The organism is Streptantibioticus cattleyicolor NRRL 8057 = DSM 46488 (genome assembly GCF_000240165.1).
GTDB lineage: Bacteria > Actinomycetota > Actinomycetes > Streptomycetales > Streptomycetaceae > Streptantibioticus > Streptantibioticus cattleyicolor.
On sequence record NC_017586.1, the window covers coordinates 2,422,717 to 2,441,262 of the forward strand.

Here is an 18,546-nt window from a genome sequence, read left to right on the forward strand (position 1 = left end):
GCGGCGGACACCGGTTCTCCCGGCCATCGTGGCGTGGCGGGCGCGGACCTTCCCAGGTCCCCGTTCGGGGACCCGGGGCGGGGACGGCGGCCGGTTCAGGTCTCGCAGTTGCGTACCGCGACGTCGTGGGCCTCGGGGCGGTCGCGGAGCGCCTGGGCGAGGGTGTCGGTGGGGGCGTGCAGCAGGCGGGGTGCGCCGGGGACGGGGGTGAGGCCGAGTCCGGTGAGGATGTCGGTGACGTCCGGCAGGGCGGTGGTGACAACGACGGTGCCGGCCCGTTGGTCGCCGGCGATCGTGACGGCGCGGCGCAGCAGGCTTTCGACGGTTTCGCGGGCGCGGTCGTCGTCGCCGGGGAGCAGATCGGTGAGGTGGACGACGGTGGGCGGTTCGCCGTCGCCGGTACCGGCGAGCAGGGTGGCGAGCGGGTGGGCGGGGGCCGCCGGGTCGAGGGCGAGGGTGCCGGCGCGGTAGCGGGCGTGGCCGAGTCCGCGTCCGGCGCGGGGGTCGCCCGGGGCCCATTCGACGGCGGTGAGCCGCCCGGAGAGCAGGCGGGAGCCGGGGGTCAGGGGCACGGGCGGGGTGGTCGCGGGGGCCTGGGCGGGGCGTCGCGCGGGTTCGCTGTCGAGGAAGGCGGGGGGCAGGGTGAGGCGGGTCTTCTTGGCCGGGTCGGTGAGGGTGTCCGCCGCGTCCGGGGAGGCCTGGCGCTTGCGGGAGACGGTCAGCGTGGTGCCGATGGCGTCGGCGAGCGAGGTCATCTCGTTCTCCGCCGGGTCGTCGTCCTCGCTCTCGCTGTCCGGCGCCGTCCCGGCGACGTCCTCCATCGGCGTGGGCCGGGGGGCCGACAGGCTGGGGACGAGGGCGGTGACCTGCTCCTCGGTGAGCGGGTCCTGGCCGGCCCGGGTGGTGAAGTCCCCGGAGGAGGAGAGCGGGAGCCCCAGGGTGTGCGGCTGGTCGGTGCCGAGTTGCTTCGTGACGCTCTCGGCGCGGGTGCTGCCGGTCTTGACCTCGCCGTACGTGGAGGGGCGCATCAGGTGGCGCAGCGCGACCGGGACGAGGCCGGCGTCCTCCAGCAGCGTCAGGCTGTCGAGGACGTGGTTGGCGTGCGGGGTGTAGAGGGCCTGTTCGCCGAGTTGGCCGTGGGCGACGCCGGTGAGCAGGTCGTGGTGGCGGAGGACCGGCGGGTCCAGGAAGTTCTGGATCGTCTGGTTGACGTCGGCGTCGCCGTTGCGCAGGTTGTGGCGGCTGTTGGAGAGCATCGAGGTGATGTCGGCGATCTTCGCGGTCACCTCGGTGAGCGAGCTGTCGGTCAGCGCCCGCTCGTACAGGGTGACGGGGTGGCCGGTGCGCGGGTCGCCGGTGACGCGGGCGCCGCCCACCTGGTCGCCGACGGACCGCAGTTCCCTGGCCGCCCTCTTGGCCACCGTGGTGGTGACGGCGGGGAAACGGGCGAGGGCCTGCCGCAGTTCGGTGTCGTACACCGGCCGGCGGTGGCGGCCCAACTCGGCCGCGAGCTGCCGGAGTCGCGCTGCGGGGATCTCCTCGTGGAGAGCAGGACCGGCGCCCGTCGTTCCGAGCCGGGTCATCAGGTCGTCGAGGAGTTCGGTCAGCTGTCTTCCCGGGTCGTGTCCGAGCCGGGTGAACTCGGCGCGGACGCGGCCCAGTCCGGCGGCGATGGCCAGGCGGGCGGTGCGGGACGTGGTGCTGCGGGCGTCGGCGGCGGACTCCAGGAGGGCCTGGACGTCGTGGAGTTGGCGTTCGGCGGTGAGCCCGGCGACCAGGGCCAGGTCGTTCAGCGCGTGGGTGCGTACGGCGTGGTGGAGGGCGTGGAACGCGTCGTGGACCGTGGGGAGGGTCGCCGGGTCGTCGGTGAGGGCGTGGACGCGCTGCCGCACCGTGTCCAGTTCGTCGCGGACGAGGGCGGCCAGGCGGGGCGGGAGGTGGCCGGTGATGCCGGTCAGGGCGGAGCGGGCCTGGTCGGCGTCGGTCACCGATTCGGCGGCCGTGAGCGCGGCGTGGAGGCCGGTGGCGCCGTAGAGGGCGGCGTAGTCCGGCTGCCCGGCCTGGAGCTGTTCCAGGTCGGCGCGGATCAGGGCGGTGGCGAGTCTGCCGACGGCCTTGAGGTTCTTCGCCTTGCGGTCGGCGTCGAAGCCGAGGGCTTCGGTGAACTCGGTGAAGACCTCGACCGCCCGTCGCCGTGCCGCGTCATCGAGGGTGCGGGCCGTGAAGACCGCGGCCGTGACGTATTTGTGCAGCATGGTGTCGGCGATGATGTGGTTGCGGTTCTGGCGGAGTTGGGCGAGTTCGGCGACCTTCTTCTTGGTGGCGGCGACGTTGCGGGCGGCCTTCTCGATGTGCGGGTCGGTGTGGACGGGGCCGGCGCGGTGGCCGGTGAGCAAGGCCGCGTAGACGGTGTCGGCCTGGTCGCGCCAGTCGTCGGGGATGGCGTCCCGCCACAGTGTGCCGCCGCTGCCGGGCACCGTGGCCGAGGACGACTTCAGCGTGGCCAGCAGCAGTGCCTTGCGCTGGTTGTGCGTCCGGACCTGGGCGGCGGTGTCGAAGTCCTTGAGGTCGGCCCGTTCGTAGCGGGCGAGTTCGGGACGGGCGGCTGTGAAGTCGGCGTCGTGGGCGCCGAGGAAGGCGGCGATGGCGTCGAGGGCGTCGTTCTTGTCGACCTGGTGGCCGCGGCGGGGGCCGAACCAGCCGGTGAGCATGGCGTCGAGGTCGCCCGAGGGCACCGGGGCGAAGGCGTGGCCGAGCTGGACGACGGCCAGGCGGGCGAAGTGCTCCCGCGGGGTGTTCGTCGTCAGGTCGAGGCCGGCCTCCTGGGCCACCGTGCGGAAGGCGTGGCGCTGGGCCGGGGTGAGCCCCAGGTCGTACACGAGGCCGGCCACGTCGTGGAGCAGGGCGACCGACAGCGGCCTGCCGTCACCGGGCGAGGCGCTGTCCTGGCGCAGGACGGCGTCCTCGGCGATCAGCGGGCGCCGAGGGTCGGACGGCGAGGTGGTCACGGCGAAGGGCACCACGGTCACCCTGGCCCCGGCGCGCAGCAGCCGCAGCGCCACGTCCGGGTCGCGGAGCAGGGCGGTCAGCCGCACCCCGGCCTCCTGCTTGGCCAGCAGCGGCCGGGCCACGGTGTCCGCCACGTCGAGCAGCAGCTCGGCGGCGGCCTTGCCGAAGCCGTTCCCGAGCCGGGCGCGCCAGTCGGCCATCAGGGCGTGGTCGGCGGCGAGGGCGTGGCGGTCGGCGGCGGGCAGTTGCGACAGCGCGGCCACGAGGTGCCCGAGGGTGCCCGTGCCGACCGGTGGCAGCGTGGCGGCCACCTGTGCCGTGCGCGCCGTGGTGCCCTCGGGGTGGTCGTGGACGGTCTCGGTGAACGCGGCGCGGTGCTCCGGCGGGTGGAGCACCAGGTTTTCCCGCATCACCGCGTCGATGCGGTCCAGGTAGCGCTGCCGCATGCCGTCGGCGGTGGGGAGGCGTCCCATGAAGCCGCCGTCGTCGGTCAGTTGACGCGTCGCGGGGCGGGCCTCGGGCGGTACGGGCCTGGGCTGGTCGGAGCGGAGTACGGATTCGGGGGTGCGGTATTCCTCGCGCAGGCCCAGCGAGTGGAACAGCTCGTGCAGCAGGGTGCCGTCGGTGGCCTTGTGGTACCACCGTTTCTGGTCGCTCTCGCGCCGTCCGCGCGGGTCGCGGCGGACGACCTCCACGACGTGGTGCGGGTTGCCGGCGGTGAACTCGACGCGCAGGTGGAACTGTTCGCCGCCGGGCAGCTTGTAGCGGCCGTTGACGGAGGTGTCGAGGAGGGCGAGGAGGCGCCGCTTGAGCCGGGTCACGCGGGTGTCGGTCACCCCGGCGCCGGGGCGCAGGTCGAGGCGGACGGTGAACTCGGCGACGCGGCGTCCCGGGGCCGGTTCCATCAGCCGCAGGTCGTAGCGGATGTCGGTGACCCAGGCCGGCAGCTGGCGGGGCGCGGGGCCGAGGAGGTTGGTACCGTCCGGGGCCCTTCCGGGGACCCAGACGTGGTTTCCGCGGATCTCGTAGCTCGCGGTGGCCAGTTGGGCGGGGTTGGTCAGTTCGCGGTGGGTGTCCCAGTCGGACGGTGCGAGCAGGTCGTGGTGGACCTCGGGCAGGTCGGTGACGTCGTCGGTGGCCGGCGGCGGTGCGGTGGTGGTCGCCGGGGGCGCGGAGGCGGCCTGGTGGAACTCGTCGTCGTATTCGCCGAGGTGGCCGGCGAGCGCGGACTCGTCGGTGTACCAGGAGTCGTCCATCGTCTCGGAGAGCGCCTGGTACAGCGCGGTGGCCACGCCGGGGACGAGTTGCTCGGCGGTGGAGCCCTCGCCGAGCTTGCGGTCGATCGCCTGGAGGAAGTCGCGCTGCGGGTAGCGGATCCGCAGCGCCGCGAGGGCGACCGTGAGCTGGCGCAGGGCGGTGGTCACGGTGACGTCCCCGGCGCCGGGGATCTCGCTGCGGCGGTTGCTCGTGCTGCCCGGGTCGGTGCTCCCCGTGGTCATCGGCATCAGGTCGAAGGCGCTGCCGACCGGCAGGTCCGCGAGGAGGCCGGTGAGGACCAGCAGGGCCGCGGTGAGGGTCTGCGGGCAGCGGGCGGTCTCGGCGACGACCGAGGCGAGGAAGATGACGTTCATCCTGCTCTGCCTGCCGCTGCCGACCGGCAGCTGACCGGCGTGGAGCTGCCTGGCCAGGTTGGCGAACTGGCCGAGGGTGAGCGGGTTGGCCGGGTAGTCGAACGCCTGGGCGTGCTGCGCGTCGATGGCGGTGACCCGGCCGGGGTCGGTGGCGGAGCGGGGGGTCAGCGTCTCGTCGAACGGCACGAGGTAGTTGTTGTGGCCGTGGTTGACCACGACCTGCTGCCCGTACAGGTCGAGTACGGTGCCGACGGCCCCGGCGGCGGTGCCGTCGGCGGCGGCCTGCCGGTAGGCGTCGACGCCGCGCAGGATGGTGTCGCGCAGGTGGGCGAGGCGGCTTCCGTTGCCGGTCGTGGTGGTGATGCGCCGCTCGACCTCCAGCAGCGCCTTGTAGAGCACCTCCTTGACCCCGGTGGAGGCGGCGTTGACCTCGGCGAGCAGGTGGTTGACGCTCAGCGAGGCCTGTTCCGGCGCGGCGGCGGGCTGCCAGGGGTCGTCCTGGGACGCCTCGGCCACGTGCAGTACGGGGACGGTGGACGCCGTGGGTTCCGTGGTGACGGCGTCGAGCAGCGCGGTCGCCGTGGCCTCGTCGATCTCCTCGAAGGCGGAGCCGGTGACCGGGGTGACCGGCAGGTGCAGCGTGGTGGCCGCCGTGTCGTCCAGGCGCAGCACGCCGGTCTGCCGGGGCGCGTGCAGGGTGCGGGTGCGGCCGGAGGGCCATTCGCGGGTGATCTCGTAGTCGACCCGGACCAGGACGAGGTGGGCGTCGCCGGACTGCTTGGCCTTGTCGCCCTTGGTCTCGGCCTCGATCGAGCGCTCCGCCGACCAGGGGAACTCCCAGGACCCGGTGGGCAGCGCGAACGGCGGGTTCCAGTTGTGGACCGAGCCGGCCTGGCCGCCGTCCGCGCCGGGTACGCCGCCCATGCGCACGGTCAGGTCGTTCTTGAAGACGCCCACGTCGAAGGCGTCGGTGTCGGACAGCTTCGTCTTCGTGCCGTGGGTCCTCTTCGGGGTGAGCGTGCCCTCGGCCGTGGTGGTGCCGAGCAGCCGGGGTTCGGCGATGCGCGGGCGGACGCGGATGCGGCCGAGGGGTCCGGGCAGGGCGGCCCGGAAGCCGGTGAGCGGGAAGGCGTACCCCTGGCCGGGGGTCTTCAGCACCCCGGCGGCCAGCAGCCGCGGGTCGAGGCGCTGCACGATCTCCGCGAAGAGCGCCAGGTCGTGACGGGCCTCGGGGACCAGCCTCAGCACGGTGTCCCGGACGTCCCCGGTGACCGGCAGCATCAACTCGGTGATCCCGTCGGGCAGTTCACGCCAGACGGGAGCGGTCTCGCGGGTGTCGCGGTAGGTGTGGGAGACGTCCGCCAGCAGCTTCTCGTCCGGGGCCGACAGGCGCACCGCGCGCGGGAGCACCGTGGCCTGGCCGCCGGAGGTCGTGGTGGCGTCCAGCAGCCGCAGCGCGCCGAGCGTCAGGTACACCGGCAGGCGTCCGGGGCCGCTGTGCACCAGCACGCTCACGCCGAGCCGCAGGTCGTAGTCGTACTCCTCGGTGCCGTCGGCCGCCGTGGTGCTCGCGGTGGTCTCGGTGGCGTGGGTGGAGGTGGTGGTGACGGCGTCCTTGCGGGTCCACTTGGCGTCCACGCCTTCGGTGACGGGCGGGACGAGGGTGGGTTCGCCGACGGTGAGGGCGAGGGAGTGCTCCCGGCCCTTGGTGGTCTCCAGGGTGTTCTCGGTGGTGTGCTTGGCGGCGGTCTCCCGCTCGGCGGACCAGGTGGCGGTCTCCTCGTCGGCGCCCGACCGCGCGGTGGGCGCGACCCGGCGGGGGTTGACCAGTTCGCCGTGGATGAGCACCTGGACCTGGCCGCGGCCGAACGCGTTGTCCGCCTCGTCGAAGAGCGACAGGCCGGGGCCCACCACCCGGCCGAGCAGCCCGCCCAGCGCCTCGGGGGTGCTGAACGCCGACAGCTGTTGCAGCAGCTTGTTGCGGATCCGCTGCCCCGAGAACGGCCACAGCCGCTCGGACGGCAACTGCTGGATCAGGCCGTGGACGTGGCCGACGATCGCCGGGGCGTCGACGTGGCTGACGGTGAGCGGGCCGAGGCCGAGGGGCAGATACGGCGGCGGTGTCCGGTCGGTGGCCCGCTGGACGGGCGCCGTGGCGTTCCCGGCCCGCGGGGTGAGGTAGCCCAGCCGGACCGCCTCGTCGCGGGGGACGACGAGGACGACGGTGTTGCTGGTGGTGATCTCCTTGGCGGCGGTGCCTCCGTCGCCGGCGCCGAGGACGTCCAGCACCATCGCGTGCGACGTGCTCACCCCGGCCAGCACGAACGAGGCGTCGAAGGCGACGAGGGCGACGGGCCCGGTGTAGGTCAGCGCCGGTTTGGCCGTCACGGAGGTCTCCTCCGTGACGGCCGACGCCGACTTGCCGGTCAGCGGCTTGCCGCTCCAGGCCGGCGTGAGGTTGAGCTGGTCCAGGCGGGTGCCGAACCCCAGCCCGGCGACGACCTCCCACGCCTGGGTGGCGGTGTCGCCGGCCTTGCCGGAGTTGGCGGCGGCCGTGGACTTCTTCAGGGTGAACTCGGCCTCGCCGATCACCCGCGGGTTGCTGAGCGCGCCGCCCAGCGTCAGATCGCCGAGTTCGTCGGCGAGCCATCCGTACCGGGACAGGCTCAGCCGGTAGCCGCCGGACAGGACGCGGCCGAGGTTGGCGCCGAACGCGGACGAGCCGAACGCGTCCACCAGTTGCTGCGCCTCAAGACCGCGCCGGGTGTCGTGCGCCGGGGTGAGCAGCGACTTCAGCTTGCCCTTGGTGGCCGGGTCGGTGGAGGTGGCGGTGAGGATCGCGGCGCCCTCGGTGGCGAGCACGTCGAGCACCGGGGAGACGTGGAAGACCCCGTAGACCTTGGGAAGTTCGGTCACGGTGACCACGCCGGGCCGGGCCGCCGGGAGCAGCGCGGTGTGGCCGGGGGCCAGGCTGCGGGAGCCGGTGACCTGCGGCTTCAGCGAGGTGTGCGGGGTGGTGGCGGTCGGTACGAGCGCGGACGGCAGCCGCAGGACGGCGTGCTGCCCCAGCACCCGGCCGGTGAGCGGCACCCCGTCGTCCACCCGGATGGTGAGCCGGTAGTGCACGGTGGCGCGGTACGTGCTGGTGCCGCCGCTGCCGGTCCAGGTGTAGCCGTGGTCGGCGCCGGTGGACAGCGCCGTGGACCGTTCCCGGGCGCGGCCGGACGCCTTGGTGCCGGCCTTGGGGTTGACCGAGCGCAGCGCCTGCCCGGTGCCCTGGCCGACGGCGGCCGACAGTTCGGCGTCGACGTCGAAGGAGGTCTTCAGGACCTTCTTGGTCTCCACCTTGACGGCCGAGGTGTCCCCCGCGGTCAGGTCGTGGTGGGCGGACTCGCCCTCGTACACCAGGTCACCGGCGAAGGTGCGGACGATCTCCACGGTGAGCAGATCGGGGTGGGACTGCTTGGAGCGCGCCGTGGTCTTCGCCAGGGTGAACGTCAGCCGCCCGGTGTCGCCCAGCTCCCGCATCCCCGCCGGGGAGAGCACGGAGTACAGGCCGGCCAGGTTGGCCGCGCGCAGCGGGAAGTCGCGGGCGAGCGATTCGCGGAACGCCCCGGCCGAGGTGCCCTCGGGGTGGAGTACGTACTCCGGGACCAGGCCGGCGATCCTGCCGATCAGCTCCTTGGCGCCGCCGGCGTACTCGGTCTGTCCGAGGGCGGCGAGCCCCTGGTCCAGCGTCGCGGGCTTGGACGCGCTCTTCACGGTGCCCTCGCTGGGCACCAGCACCAGCAGCCCGTTCTCGACCGTCACCGTGGCGTGCTTCGGGGCGCGGCCCCGGCGCACCACCGTCACCGTGTAGGTGACGTGGGCGGAACGCAGGTCGGCGGGGCCCTGGTAGCGGGTGCCGCGTTCCCGGGTCACCGCGTCGGTCACCGTGGTGCCGTGGGTGTCCTGGACCACGCCGGTGGCGGTGCCCTTGGCGTTGACGCTCCTGGTGTCGCCGTAGCCGGACGCGCCGGGGACCTTGCCGGCCAGGAAGCCGAACCCGAGGGACGCGGCGGCCTCGGCGTTGTGTCCGATCCCGGCGGCGTTCCTCAGCTCCCGCTTGGACTTGGTGCCCTGTTCCAAGGTGGCCTCGTCCAGCGAGGTGATCAGCTGGGCGTCATGGGCGCGGGCCACCAGCACGACGGCCGCCTCGTCACGGCCCCGCTTCAGCGGCAGCACCAGGCCGGTGTCGAACAACTGGTGCGAGGACGCCTGGAGGTTGGCCCGGTCGGCGAACTCGCGGATCTTCTCGTAGACGCCCGAGCCGACGACGCCGAACGTCTCCGGCAGCTCGCCCAGGATCGAGTCCAGCAGACCGCCCGCGGCCACGTGCACGGGCACGTGCGAGGCGGGCAGCGCGAAGGTGCCTTCGACCGGTTCGGACGTCACCGGGGTCGGGGTCAGCAACGCGTCCGGGAACTTGCGGGTCACCGTGGAGCGTTGCTCCACGGTTCGCGAGGCGGTCGTGCCACTCGCCCACCTGGCCGTGACGTGCCAGGTCGCCTGCTGGGTGAGGACGCGGCCGGTGCCGGTGAGTTCACCGGTGGCCTTCGTCTGCGTCTTGCGGCCGGCCGCCGACTCCCGGGCGGCCTTGCTGAACATGCCCTTCAACGTCAGGCTCACCGGCAGCGTGCGCAGCGGCGACCAGGTGCCGAGCCCGGGGAGGAACGCGAGCGGCTGGATCGGGACGTCGAGGCGTTCGGCCGCCTTGTCGGCCACCTCCAGGGCGGAGCCGACGCCGTCGCCGGGCTTGACGGAGACCTTCACCTCCTCGACCGCCTCGGTGCCCACCACCGGGTCGTCCAGCTCCAGCACCACACCGATCTCGACGGCCGCGTTCCCCTCGCCGACCGTCCGCGTCCAGCCGCCGCCGGTCAGGTCGGCGAAGATCTCCTTGACCCCGGCCTCGCCGAACTGGGCTTCGAACAGCTCGTGTTGGGAGGCGGGGACGTACGTGAGCACGGCGTCGCGGACGCCGTCGAGGCCGGTGACGGTGGCCACCTCGCCGAGCCGGACGGCCGACGGATGGGGCGGCGGGGTGCCGGTGGTCCGCTCCGGGACGGTCGCGTCGTAGTGGTCGGTGCCGTTGTAGTGGAGTTCCGCCAGCGGTCCGTGGTGGGGGCCGATGACGTGGGTGAAGGGTTCGCGGTCGGGCGGGCTCACCACGATGCGGAAGCGCACGCCCATCGCGTGGGCGACGAGACCGGGGAAGGTCTCCCCCTCGTCGCTGTTCCACGCCCACCGGCTCACCGCGTCGCGCAGGGCGGCGAACTCGGCCGGGGTCAGCGGCGCGGTGACGTCCTCCCCGAGGTGGTCGAGGTTGGCCGGGCGCAGCCGGTAGGGGCGGACCACCTCGTCCGGCAGCCCCGCCGGGCCCACCCGGTCGAGGTGGGCCAGCACCTGGTCGCGCAGGGCGGTGGCGGCGGCGTCCAGCTCGGGGCGGCGGGCCGGGTCCAGCATCAGCGCCGCCCGGCCGTGCTCGCGCGGCCACCCCGCCAGCGCCGGGTGGTCGCGCAGCGCCTCCGGCCACGCCTGGGGTTCCACGCCGACCAGCGCCGCGTACAGCAGGCAGCGGCCGTCCGCCGGGACGCGCACCGGCGGACGGTACGCCGGGGCCGGACGCGGCTGCCGCGCGCGGGCCCGCTCGATCGCCTGGTGGTCGAAGGAGGACGTCCTGAGGTGGTCGCGGGTGATGTCCTCGATCGTCTTCAGATAGCGGCCCCGCATCCCGTCGGCCCCGGGCCAGGCGCCCATGAAGCCGCCGTCGTCCTTGCCGGGACGGTGGCGGGTGCCGGACCGGAAGACGGAGGCGGCCTCGTAGTACTCCTCGCCGAGGCCGAGCGAGTGGAACAGCTCGTGCAGCACCGGCCCGGCGTCGTGCTGGTACCGGTAGAACCAGCGCCGCTGGTTCATCCGCGGCAGCCGCCGCCCGGCCGCCGAACGCGGCTGGAGGTCGAGGGTGACCACGTGGTGCGGGTCGTCGGCGGTGAACTCCACGGTGAGGTGGAACTGCGCGCCGCTGTCCGGCAGCCGGAAGCGGCCGTTGACGTGGGTGTCGACGTCGGAGCGCACCTGGGTGACGTAGGACGCCAACTGCTCGTCGGTGACGCCGTTCCCGGCGCGCAGGTCGATCCGCACGGTGTACTCGGCGACCCAGTGGCCGGGTACCGGTTCCATCATGCGCACGTCGTAGCGGATCTCGGTGATCCAGCCGGGCAGCTTGCCGGGCTGGGCCACGAGTCCGGTGGTGTGCCGGTCGTCGCGGGGTTCGAACCGTTCGACGGCCAGCCGGGACACCGGCGCGAGGTCGCGGACGTCGGCCCACCGGGCGGGGTCGAGGAGGTCGTCGTGGACCGGCGGCAGGTCGTCGGAGGTGAACAACGGCTTGCCGCCGACGGGCGGTTCGGGCGCGGTGGCCTGCTGCTGGTAGTCACGGTCGTGGTACCAGTCACCGCCGGGGCCCTTGCCCAGGGACCGGGTGAGCACCTTGTACAGGTCGGTGGCGACGGCGTCGATCAGCGCGCTCTCCGGGGTGCCCTGCGCGAGCCGTTCGGTGACCGCCCGGAGGTGGTCGCGGCCGGGGTGCAGGGTGCGCAACGCGGCCAGGGCGACGGTGAGTTGGCGTATGGCGGTGGTGGCCGTGACGTCACCGGCGCCGGGGATCGGGCTGCGCTGGTTGGCTGTGGTGCCGGGGTCGGTGCCGCCGGCGGTCATCGGCATCAGGTCGAAGACGCTGGTCACCGGGGTGTCGTCGAGCGCGCCGGAGAGCACCAGCAGGGCGGCGGTCAGGGTGTGCGGGCTGCGGGAGCTCTCGGCGACCACGGAGGCGAGGAAGATGACGTTGCGGGCGTGCTGCTGGGCGTCCGTGGCGGTGGGCAGCGCGCCACGGTAGAACTCCTTGGCCAGGTAGCCGAACTGGGCCATGGTGAGCGCGTTGGCCGGGTAGTCGAAGCCGGTCGCGTACTCCTCGTCGATGCCGGTGACCTGGTCGGGGTCGGTGGCCGAACGCGGGGTCCGCTGCGGGTCGAAGGGGAGCAGGTAGTTGTTGAAGCCGTGGTTGACCACGACCTGCTGCCCGGCGATCTCCACCACGGTGCCGACCACCCCCGGGGCGGCGTCGCTCGCCGCGCGGTAGACGGCCACCGCGTCGCGGACGGCGTCGCGCAGGAACGTGGCCCTGGCGTGCCTGCCGCCCTCGATCCGCTCCTCGACCTTGAGGAGCGCCTGGTAGATCACGCCCAGCGTGGCGGGGGGCGCCGCGGCGATGTCGTTACGGATCGCGGTGAGGCTGACCGGCGGGGTCTGGTGGTCGTAGGCGGCCGGCTCCCAGGTCTGCTCGTGGTCGTCGTCGTGGACCGGCGGCCCGGGGGCTTCGACGGCCGGGACGGTGGTGGGCGCGGCCTCGTCGTGCGCGAGGTCCCATTGCGCGGAGTAGGCCGTCTCCAGCCCGTGTGAGGTCTCGTAGCCGCGCATCCAGCGGGCGGTGAAGTCCTGGCGGATCCGCTCGACGTCCGTCTTGGGCAACCGGGGCCGCTCGGCGAGGAGTCGGGCGAAGGCGCGTTGTGCCTCCTGCCACGCCTGTTCGCGGGCGGGTTCCTCGGCGAAGCGGTCGGGCAGTTTCGTCAGCACCTGGACGACCCGCTGCTTGGCGGCCGTGACGGCGGACGTCACCTCGTCGGCGGGGTACCCCTTGGCGTGCAGCGGGGCGAGGGCGTCGCGCAGCGCGGTGGTGATCGGCTCGACGGAGGTCAGTCCGGCGCGCAAGCGGGCGGCGGGGGTGAGCGGACCGGTGGGGTGCGCCGGGTGCTGGGCCAGCACGGTCAGCGCGGTCTCCAGCAACTCGGCCTTGGCGTCGGCGAGTTGGGCCTCGGCGGCGATGCGGCCGGGGAGCTGCGGGACGAGCAGGTCCGCGCCGGCTCCGGCCTGGAGGTCGTCGGCGAGTCGCCGGTAGAGGTGGGTGATCTGGTCGCCGGTGAGCTGTGCGGTGCCGGTGTGGGTCCGCTGCCAGTGCGCCACGGCCGCCTGGGCGGCCTGTTCGACGGCGGCCAGGTCGCGGTCGGTCCGGCGGTGTCCGGCGATCCGGCCGCGCAGGTCGTCGGTGAGGGCGGTCAGTTCCCGCTGCCACCGGGCGCGTACGGTCCGCGCGGTGTCCTCGGGGCGGGAGCCGAGGCGGACCGTGGTGCGCCAGGTGTGGTGGTACGCCTCTTCGGCCTTGGTGAGGAACGTCTGCCGCAGCGGGGCCGCCCAGGACTCCTCGTCGGGGCCGGCGTGCCCGGAGATCAGCGCGGTGAAGTGCTCGTCGGCGGCGGCCCTGGCCCGGCGGGCGTCGGCCACGTGCTGGAAGACGGCGTCCAGGGAGCCGGTGATGCGGGCGAGCCCCCGGCGCAGCCCGGAGGACGTGTGGTCCTCCGCGGTGACGAGCTGCTCGATCCGCTCGTGGAGCAGGTCGTGGACGGTCTTCAGCTCCTGCGCGGTCATGCCCGCACCGCGCCAGTGGTCGGCCTTGGGCGCGGCGGCCAGCGCGACGGCGTGCCAGGCGTTGTGGAGGGTGACGGCCCGGGCGGCCCGGCGCGGCAGGTTCCTCAGCAGGTCCCGGTAGCCGGTGCGCCATTCGTCGTCCAGTCGTGCCCAGTCGGCCGCGGTGCGCGGGCGCCCGAGGTGGCCGGGGCGGTAGACGGTGTCGAAGCGGCCGGTGGCCTCGGTGCGGAAGTCGTTCCAGAGGGTGTCGACCTGGGACGGGGTGAGGTGGGTGGTCAGGCCGGCGTCGTCCAGGACCGTGCCGAAGTCGGCGGAGAGGTCGGGGCGGCGGCGGTCGACGCGGAGCTGGTCGTCCAGGTGCGCGGCGGCGGCGTCCAGCGCCTGGTGCTTGGCGTGGGACCACTCCTGCCCCTGCTTCACCTCCCGGGACGGGGGCGGTGTGTGGCTCTCGACGGTGACGGCCGCCTGGTGTGTCGTGGTGGCCGGTTCGTGGGCCTCGGTCAGCGGCGGGCCGTCGTGCGGGAGGGTGCCGCCGGCTACGGGGTGGTGCTCGGGGACGTCCTCGACGGTGACCGGGTGCTTCTCCGGCACCGGCACCGGCACCGTGCCGGCCGGGCGGGGGCGGGTCTGCTCGGCGTGCCGGCGCCCGCGTTCCACGCCCTCGGTGAAGGCGCCGCGGCCGGCCGTGCCGTGGTCGAGCCAGTGGTCGAGGTCGGCGGCGCCGATGCCTTCGTGGCGGGCCGCCAGGGTGATGTGGTCACGGCGGAACGCCTCGATCTCGGCGGTGAAGTCACCGCCGTCGGAGGAACGGCCGTGCAGGGTGTCGATGTCGAAGCCGGCCAGGGTGGCGTAGCGGGTGTCGAAGACCCGGCCGGCGGTCATGGCCGCCTCGTAGAGCGTTTCCTGCCGGCGGGCGTCGCGGGGCGCGTCGCGCAGCAGGGTGTCGGCGTCCTGGCGCCAGGCGCGGAAGCCGGGGTCGAGTTCGCCGCCGAGCAGGGGGCGGATGCCGGAGAGGACGTCGCCGAGGTGTTCGTCGGCCGACTTGACGAGTTTGGCGGTGCGTTCGCCGATGAAGTGTTCCTCGGCGTCGTCCAGGCCGGCCAGGTCCCAGGCGTGCCGGTCCACGGTGTGGCGCAGGTCCCGGATGTCGTCGGCCAGGTGGCGCTGGACGAGCAGCCGGGTGTCGAGGGCGTGCCGGGAGAACATGGCGTCGGCCCGGGTGGTCAGGCCGGAGGCGATCAGGTCGCCGGCGCCGTGCGGGTGTTGGCCGCTGTCGCGCAGCCGGGCGGCGTACTCGCCGACGAGGTCGTGGACGTCCTGGCGGAGCTTGTCCCGGGCGGCGGTGACCACGTGCTCGTCGTACCCCTTGGTACGGGCGGCGTCGCGCAGGGCTTGTTCGGCCCGGGGCAGGATGTCCTTCTCGAGGTGTTGGTGGGCGGTGACGAAGGAGAGCGTCTCGTGGAGCCTGCCCTCGTCCATGGTGCCGGACGCCCAGTGGGCCGGGTCGTCCTTGGCGACGACGGCGGCGTAGGTCTCGGCGAACCGGTGCTTCAGCGTGGCGTGCGGCCCGTCGGGGTGCGGCAGGCGGTCGTAGAAGTCGAGGGCGCGCTCGCGGGCGCGGGAGACGGCCTCGGCGCGGGCGTGGAGGTGGTCGAAGTGTCCGGCCAGGTTTGAGAGGCGTTCGTCGGTCCTCCGCCGCCACCGGTCGTACAGGTCACGGTAGTCGTCGGGGCGCAGGGTGCCCGGTTCCCGGCCGTGCACCAGGTCGTGGAAGTCGTCGCGCAGTTCCTTCTCCAGCTCGGCCAGGCCGGCTTCGCGTTCCTCCGGTGACAGCTTCGGCCCCTGACCGGCGCGCTCGCCCAGGAGTTGGGCCCGCGCCGAACTCGTGTGTGCCGCGGCGGCGTCGGCCTCCCACTTCGCGTAGGCGTCCCGGTAGCGGTCGGAAAGGTTCTCCAGGTCCCAGTTGCGGCGCTCGGCGATGGAGAGCACATGGTCGTAGTGGTCGAGCAGTTGGCGTTGGCCGTTGCGGAGCGTGCCGCCGTGCTGGGGGCCGGGGTGGCCGCGGTCGGCCGGGGACCAGTGGGCGGCGTCGAGCCGGCCGCCGGTGAGGACGGTGTCGTAGTGGCCGAGCCAGTCCTGCCGCAGCGCGTGCCGCAGGTCGTCCTGGACGGGGTGGGGCACGCCGGAGTCGGTGCCGTACAGATGGCGCGCGGTCTGCTCCGCCTCGTCGAGTGCCGTGGGCAGGTGTTGGGCGGCGGCGGTGAGCTTGGGAATGTCTTGCTTGACGGCGGTGAGCCGGGTGTCGAGGTCCTTCAGCGCGGTCTCGACGTTCTCCGGGGTGTAGCCGTGTTCCCGCAGCCAGCCCCGGGCGTCGGTAAGCGCCTCGCCGACGGCCTTGATCAGGTGGGCGTCGACCAGGGCACCGGCGTCGTTGCGGGACCGGCCGCCGGGGACACCGGCGTCCTTGGGCAGCACGGCGGAGGTGTGCCGCTCGGCCCGCGTCTCGAACGCCAGCCGCCGGCCGGCCGTCCGCTTGACGGCGTCGAGGTCCTTGCCGAACCCGCGGAAGCGGTCGGTACGCGAGGTGTCGAAGGGGTCGCCGAGTCTGCCGTGGAGGAGTTCGCGGGCGTCGTCGCGCATCGAGGCGAGCGCCGAGCGGCCGGGGCCGGTCCCGCCGAGGCGCGGCTCGTCGGCGAGGACGCCGCGCAGACGGGCGTGGGCGTCCAGTTCGTCGTGCATCCGCGCGCGCAGCTCGTCCCGGCGGCCGGTGAACGACTCGGTCAGCTCCCGCCAGGACCGCTCGGTCATGGCCGTCGCGCCGCGCCTGCCGCGTCCGGTGGTCTCCTGGACGGCCCTGGTCAGCGCCTCCCAGGCGGACCGCTTGTAGCGGTCGGCGGTCGGCGCGGTGTCCCGGGCGCCGAACTCCGGCCGCTCGCGCGTCCATTCCTCGGCCCAGGTGTCGATGTCCCCCGCCAGGTCGTCGTGGAGGGTACGGAGTCTGGCGTGGTCGGCGAGGCTTTGGTGGAGGCGTTCGGCGTCCTGGTCGAACGTCCACCGGTCGCTGCTGGTGGTGCGCCAGAACGGCTTCTCCTTGAGGCGTCCGTAGGTGGCCTCGTAGTGCTCGGTGATCTCCTTGCGCAGGTCCGGGGTGAGCTTGTCGATCCGCTCGTCGGAGAAGCCGTCGGAACGCAGCCGGCGCTGGATCCGGGCGACCCGGGCGTCGATGTCCTTGGGCGCGTTGGCGTGGTACTCGGCCCGGCCGGGGAAGGTCCGCCCGATCCTCCTCAGCTCCCGCTGGAACACCGCGTCGGCCCGGCGCACCCCGTCGGCGCCCTTGCCCGCCTGGCCCGCGTGGGCGTCCTCGTACGCCGTGCGGGCGTCCTTGGCGACCTGCTCCCACACCTCCTCGCGGGCCTCCCGGTCGAGGGCGGCCATCCGCTTCGACCGGCCGGCCATGTCGTCGAACCTGCGCCGCAGATCGGCCATGGACCGGTGGAAGTCCCGCTCGGAACGGGCCTTGGCGCCGTAGTGCTCGGTCAGCTCCGCCTTGCCCTTGTCGAGGGCGTGCCGGGTGGCGGGGTCGTGGGGGGCGGGTGTGGTGTCGTGCGGCGGTGCGGGGTGTCGCGGTTCGTGGACGGCGGTGGCGTCGTCGTGCGGGACGGGTTGCGCGTGCGTGTCCCGTGAGGTGTGGCCGCTCTCGCCGACGCCGTGCTGTTTGTCGGATACGGAGTCGTGGGCGCCGGCGTCGGAGTGGGTGAGCGCGGTGTCGTCCGTGGCGGTGGTCCGCGTGGTGTTGCGGGTGGACTCCTGGGTGGTGCCGGTGTGTTCGGTCTTGCCGGGGTCTTCGGTGGTCGGGGTGTCGGCGGTTTTGTCGACGGTTTTGTCAGCGGTTTTGTCGGCGGTTTTGTCGAGGGGCTTGCCGAGCGGTTTGGCGGGGGTCTTGTCGGGGGTTTTGTCGGCCGGGTTGGGCGGTGTCTTGTCCGGTGCCTTGTCGGGCGCGTTGAGCGGGGTCTTGTCGGTGTCGGAGGTGACGGGCTTGAGGGTGCTCTTGTCGGCCTCGGACGGTGTGGGGTCAGCCGTTGTCTTGTCGCCCTCGGACGGTGTCGGCCTGGCCGTGACCGTCTGCTTGGCGGGGTCGGCCGGGGGGCCGGTGTGTTCGGTGGTGGTGGTGTCGAGGGATCCGCGTTGGCCGGCGGTGGTGGCCTTGTCCTGGGCGGAGGTCCGGCCGGCCTGGTGGGTGGCGCCGGGGCCGGGTTCGGTGGAGTCGGCGGTGCGGGAGGGGTGGGTGGTGGCCGGAGTTTCGACGGGCGGGTTGGTGTCGCCGGTGCGGGTGTTGAGCGCGGGGTCGGGCTTCGGCTGACGGGTGACCGGGGCGGCGGGCGGCCGGTTGGTGGCCGTGACCCCGGTCGCCGGAGGCGGGGTGTCGACCTTGGCGGGGCCGGGGGTGACGGTCTCGGGCACACCGCCCGGGCCGGTCTTGCCGGGGAGGGTGCCGGGGGCGGGCTCGGAGAGGACGGGGCGGGTCGCGTCGACGTTGCCGGGCGTGCCGACGGAGCCGACCGGGGGGTGCTCGAAGGCGGCCGGGCCGGGCGGGGTGATCTCCGGTGCCGGGGTCGGGGTGCGGCCGGTTCCGGTGCCGGTCATCGGGGCCGGGGCGTCCGTCTTGACGCCGGAGCCGAAGTTCTTGTCGCCGAGCCAGTTCTTGGCCATCGAGGTGCCCTCGCCGACCAGGTGCAGCCCGGACATGGCGATCGGCATGCCGCCGGCCAGCCCGAGGTTGAGCGCCTCGCCCTTCCAGAAGTCCTTGTCCAGCTCGAACGGCACGTGGTAGACGGCGTCCGCGATGCCCTGGGCGGCGATGTCGAAGCCGAGCTGGAGGCCGACCTGGCTGAGGACCTCGCCGCCGATGGTCCCGGCGAACTGGGCGACCGCCTCCAGGCCGACCGAGACCAGCTCGCCGAGGGATTTGACGACCGAGCTGATCGCGGCACCGATCAGCTCGGCGAGCCCCTCCCCCAGGCCGGGGATCATCATCAGGCCCAGGCCGAAGATGTCCCCCAGCAGCATGGCCAGGTCCATCGCCGCCGCCTTGGCGGCCTCCTTCTGCTGGAGGCTCGCGATGTAGTCGCCATAGGCGTTGATCTTGTTGCCGATGTCCCGCGCCGCGTCCACGGCCGGCTGGAACTGCTTGTCGTGCAGGAGGTTCCAGGTCGCCTGCACCGCCGCGTTGGCGTCACCGGTCCAGGCGATGCCGTGCACCGCCCCGTCCATCGCGGTGAGCTGCTCCCACAGCGTGTCGCTCAGGTCGATCCAGGCGTTGCCCAGCTCGTAGATGCCGCTGACGTCGAAGTGGGATTCGTAAGGCAACGCTGTCGTCCTCGGG

The 18,546-nt window shown here is 73.6% G+C and carries 1 protein-coding gene; it reads right to left on the reverse strand.

Translation table 11 applies throughout. The features are described from left to right. Nucleotides 1-95: 95 nt before the first annotated feature. On the reverse strand, nt 96-18,530 hold the full coding sequence (locus SCATT_RS10820) for a hypothetical protein (RefSeq protein ID WP_014143062.1): 18,435 nt from the start codon (nt 18,528-18,530) through the stop codon (nt 96-98). Between the last annotated feature and the right edge of the window lie 16 nt (nt 18,531-18,546).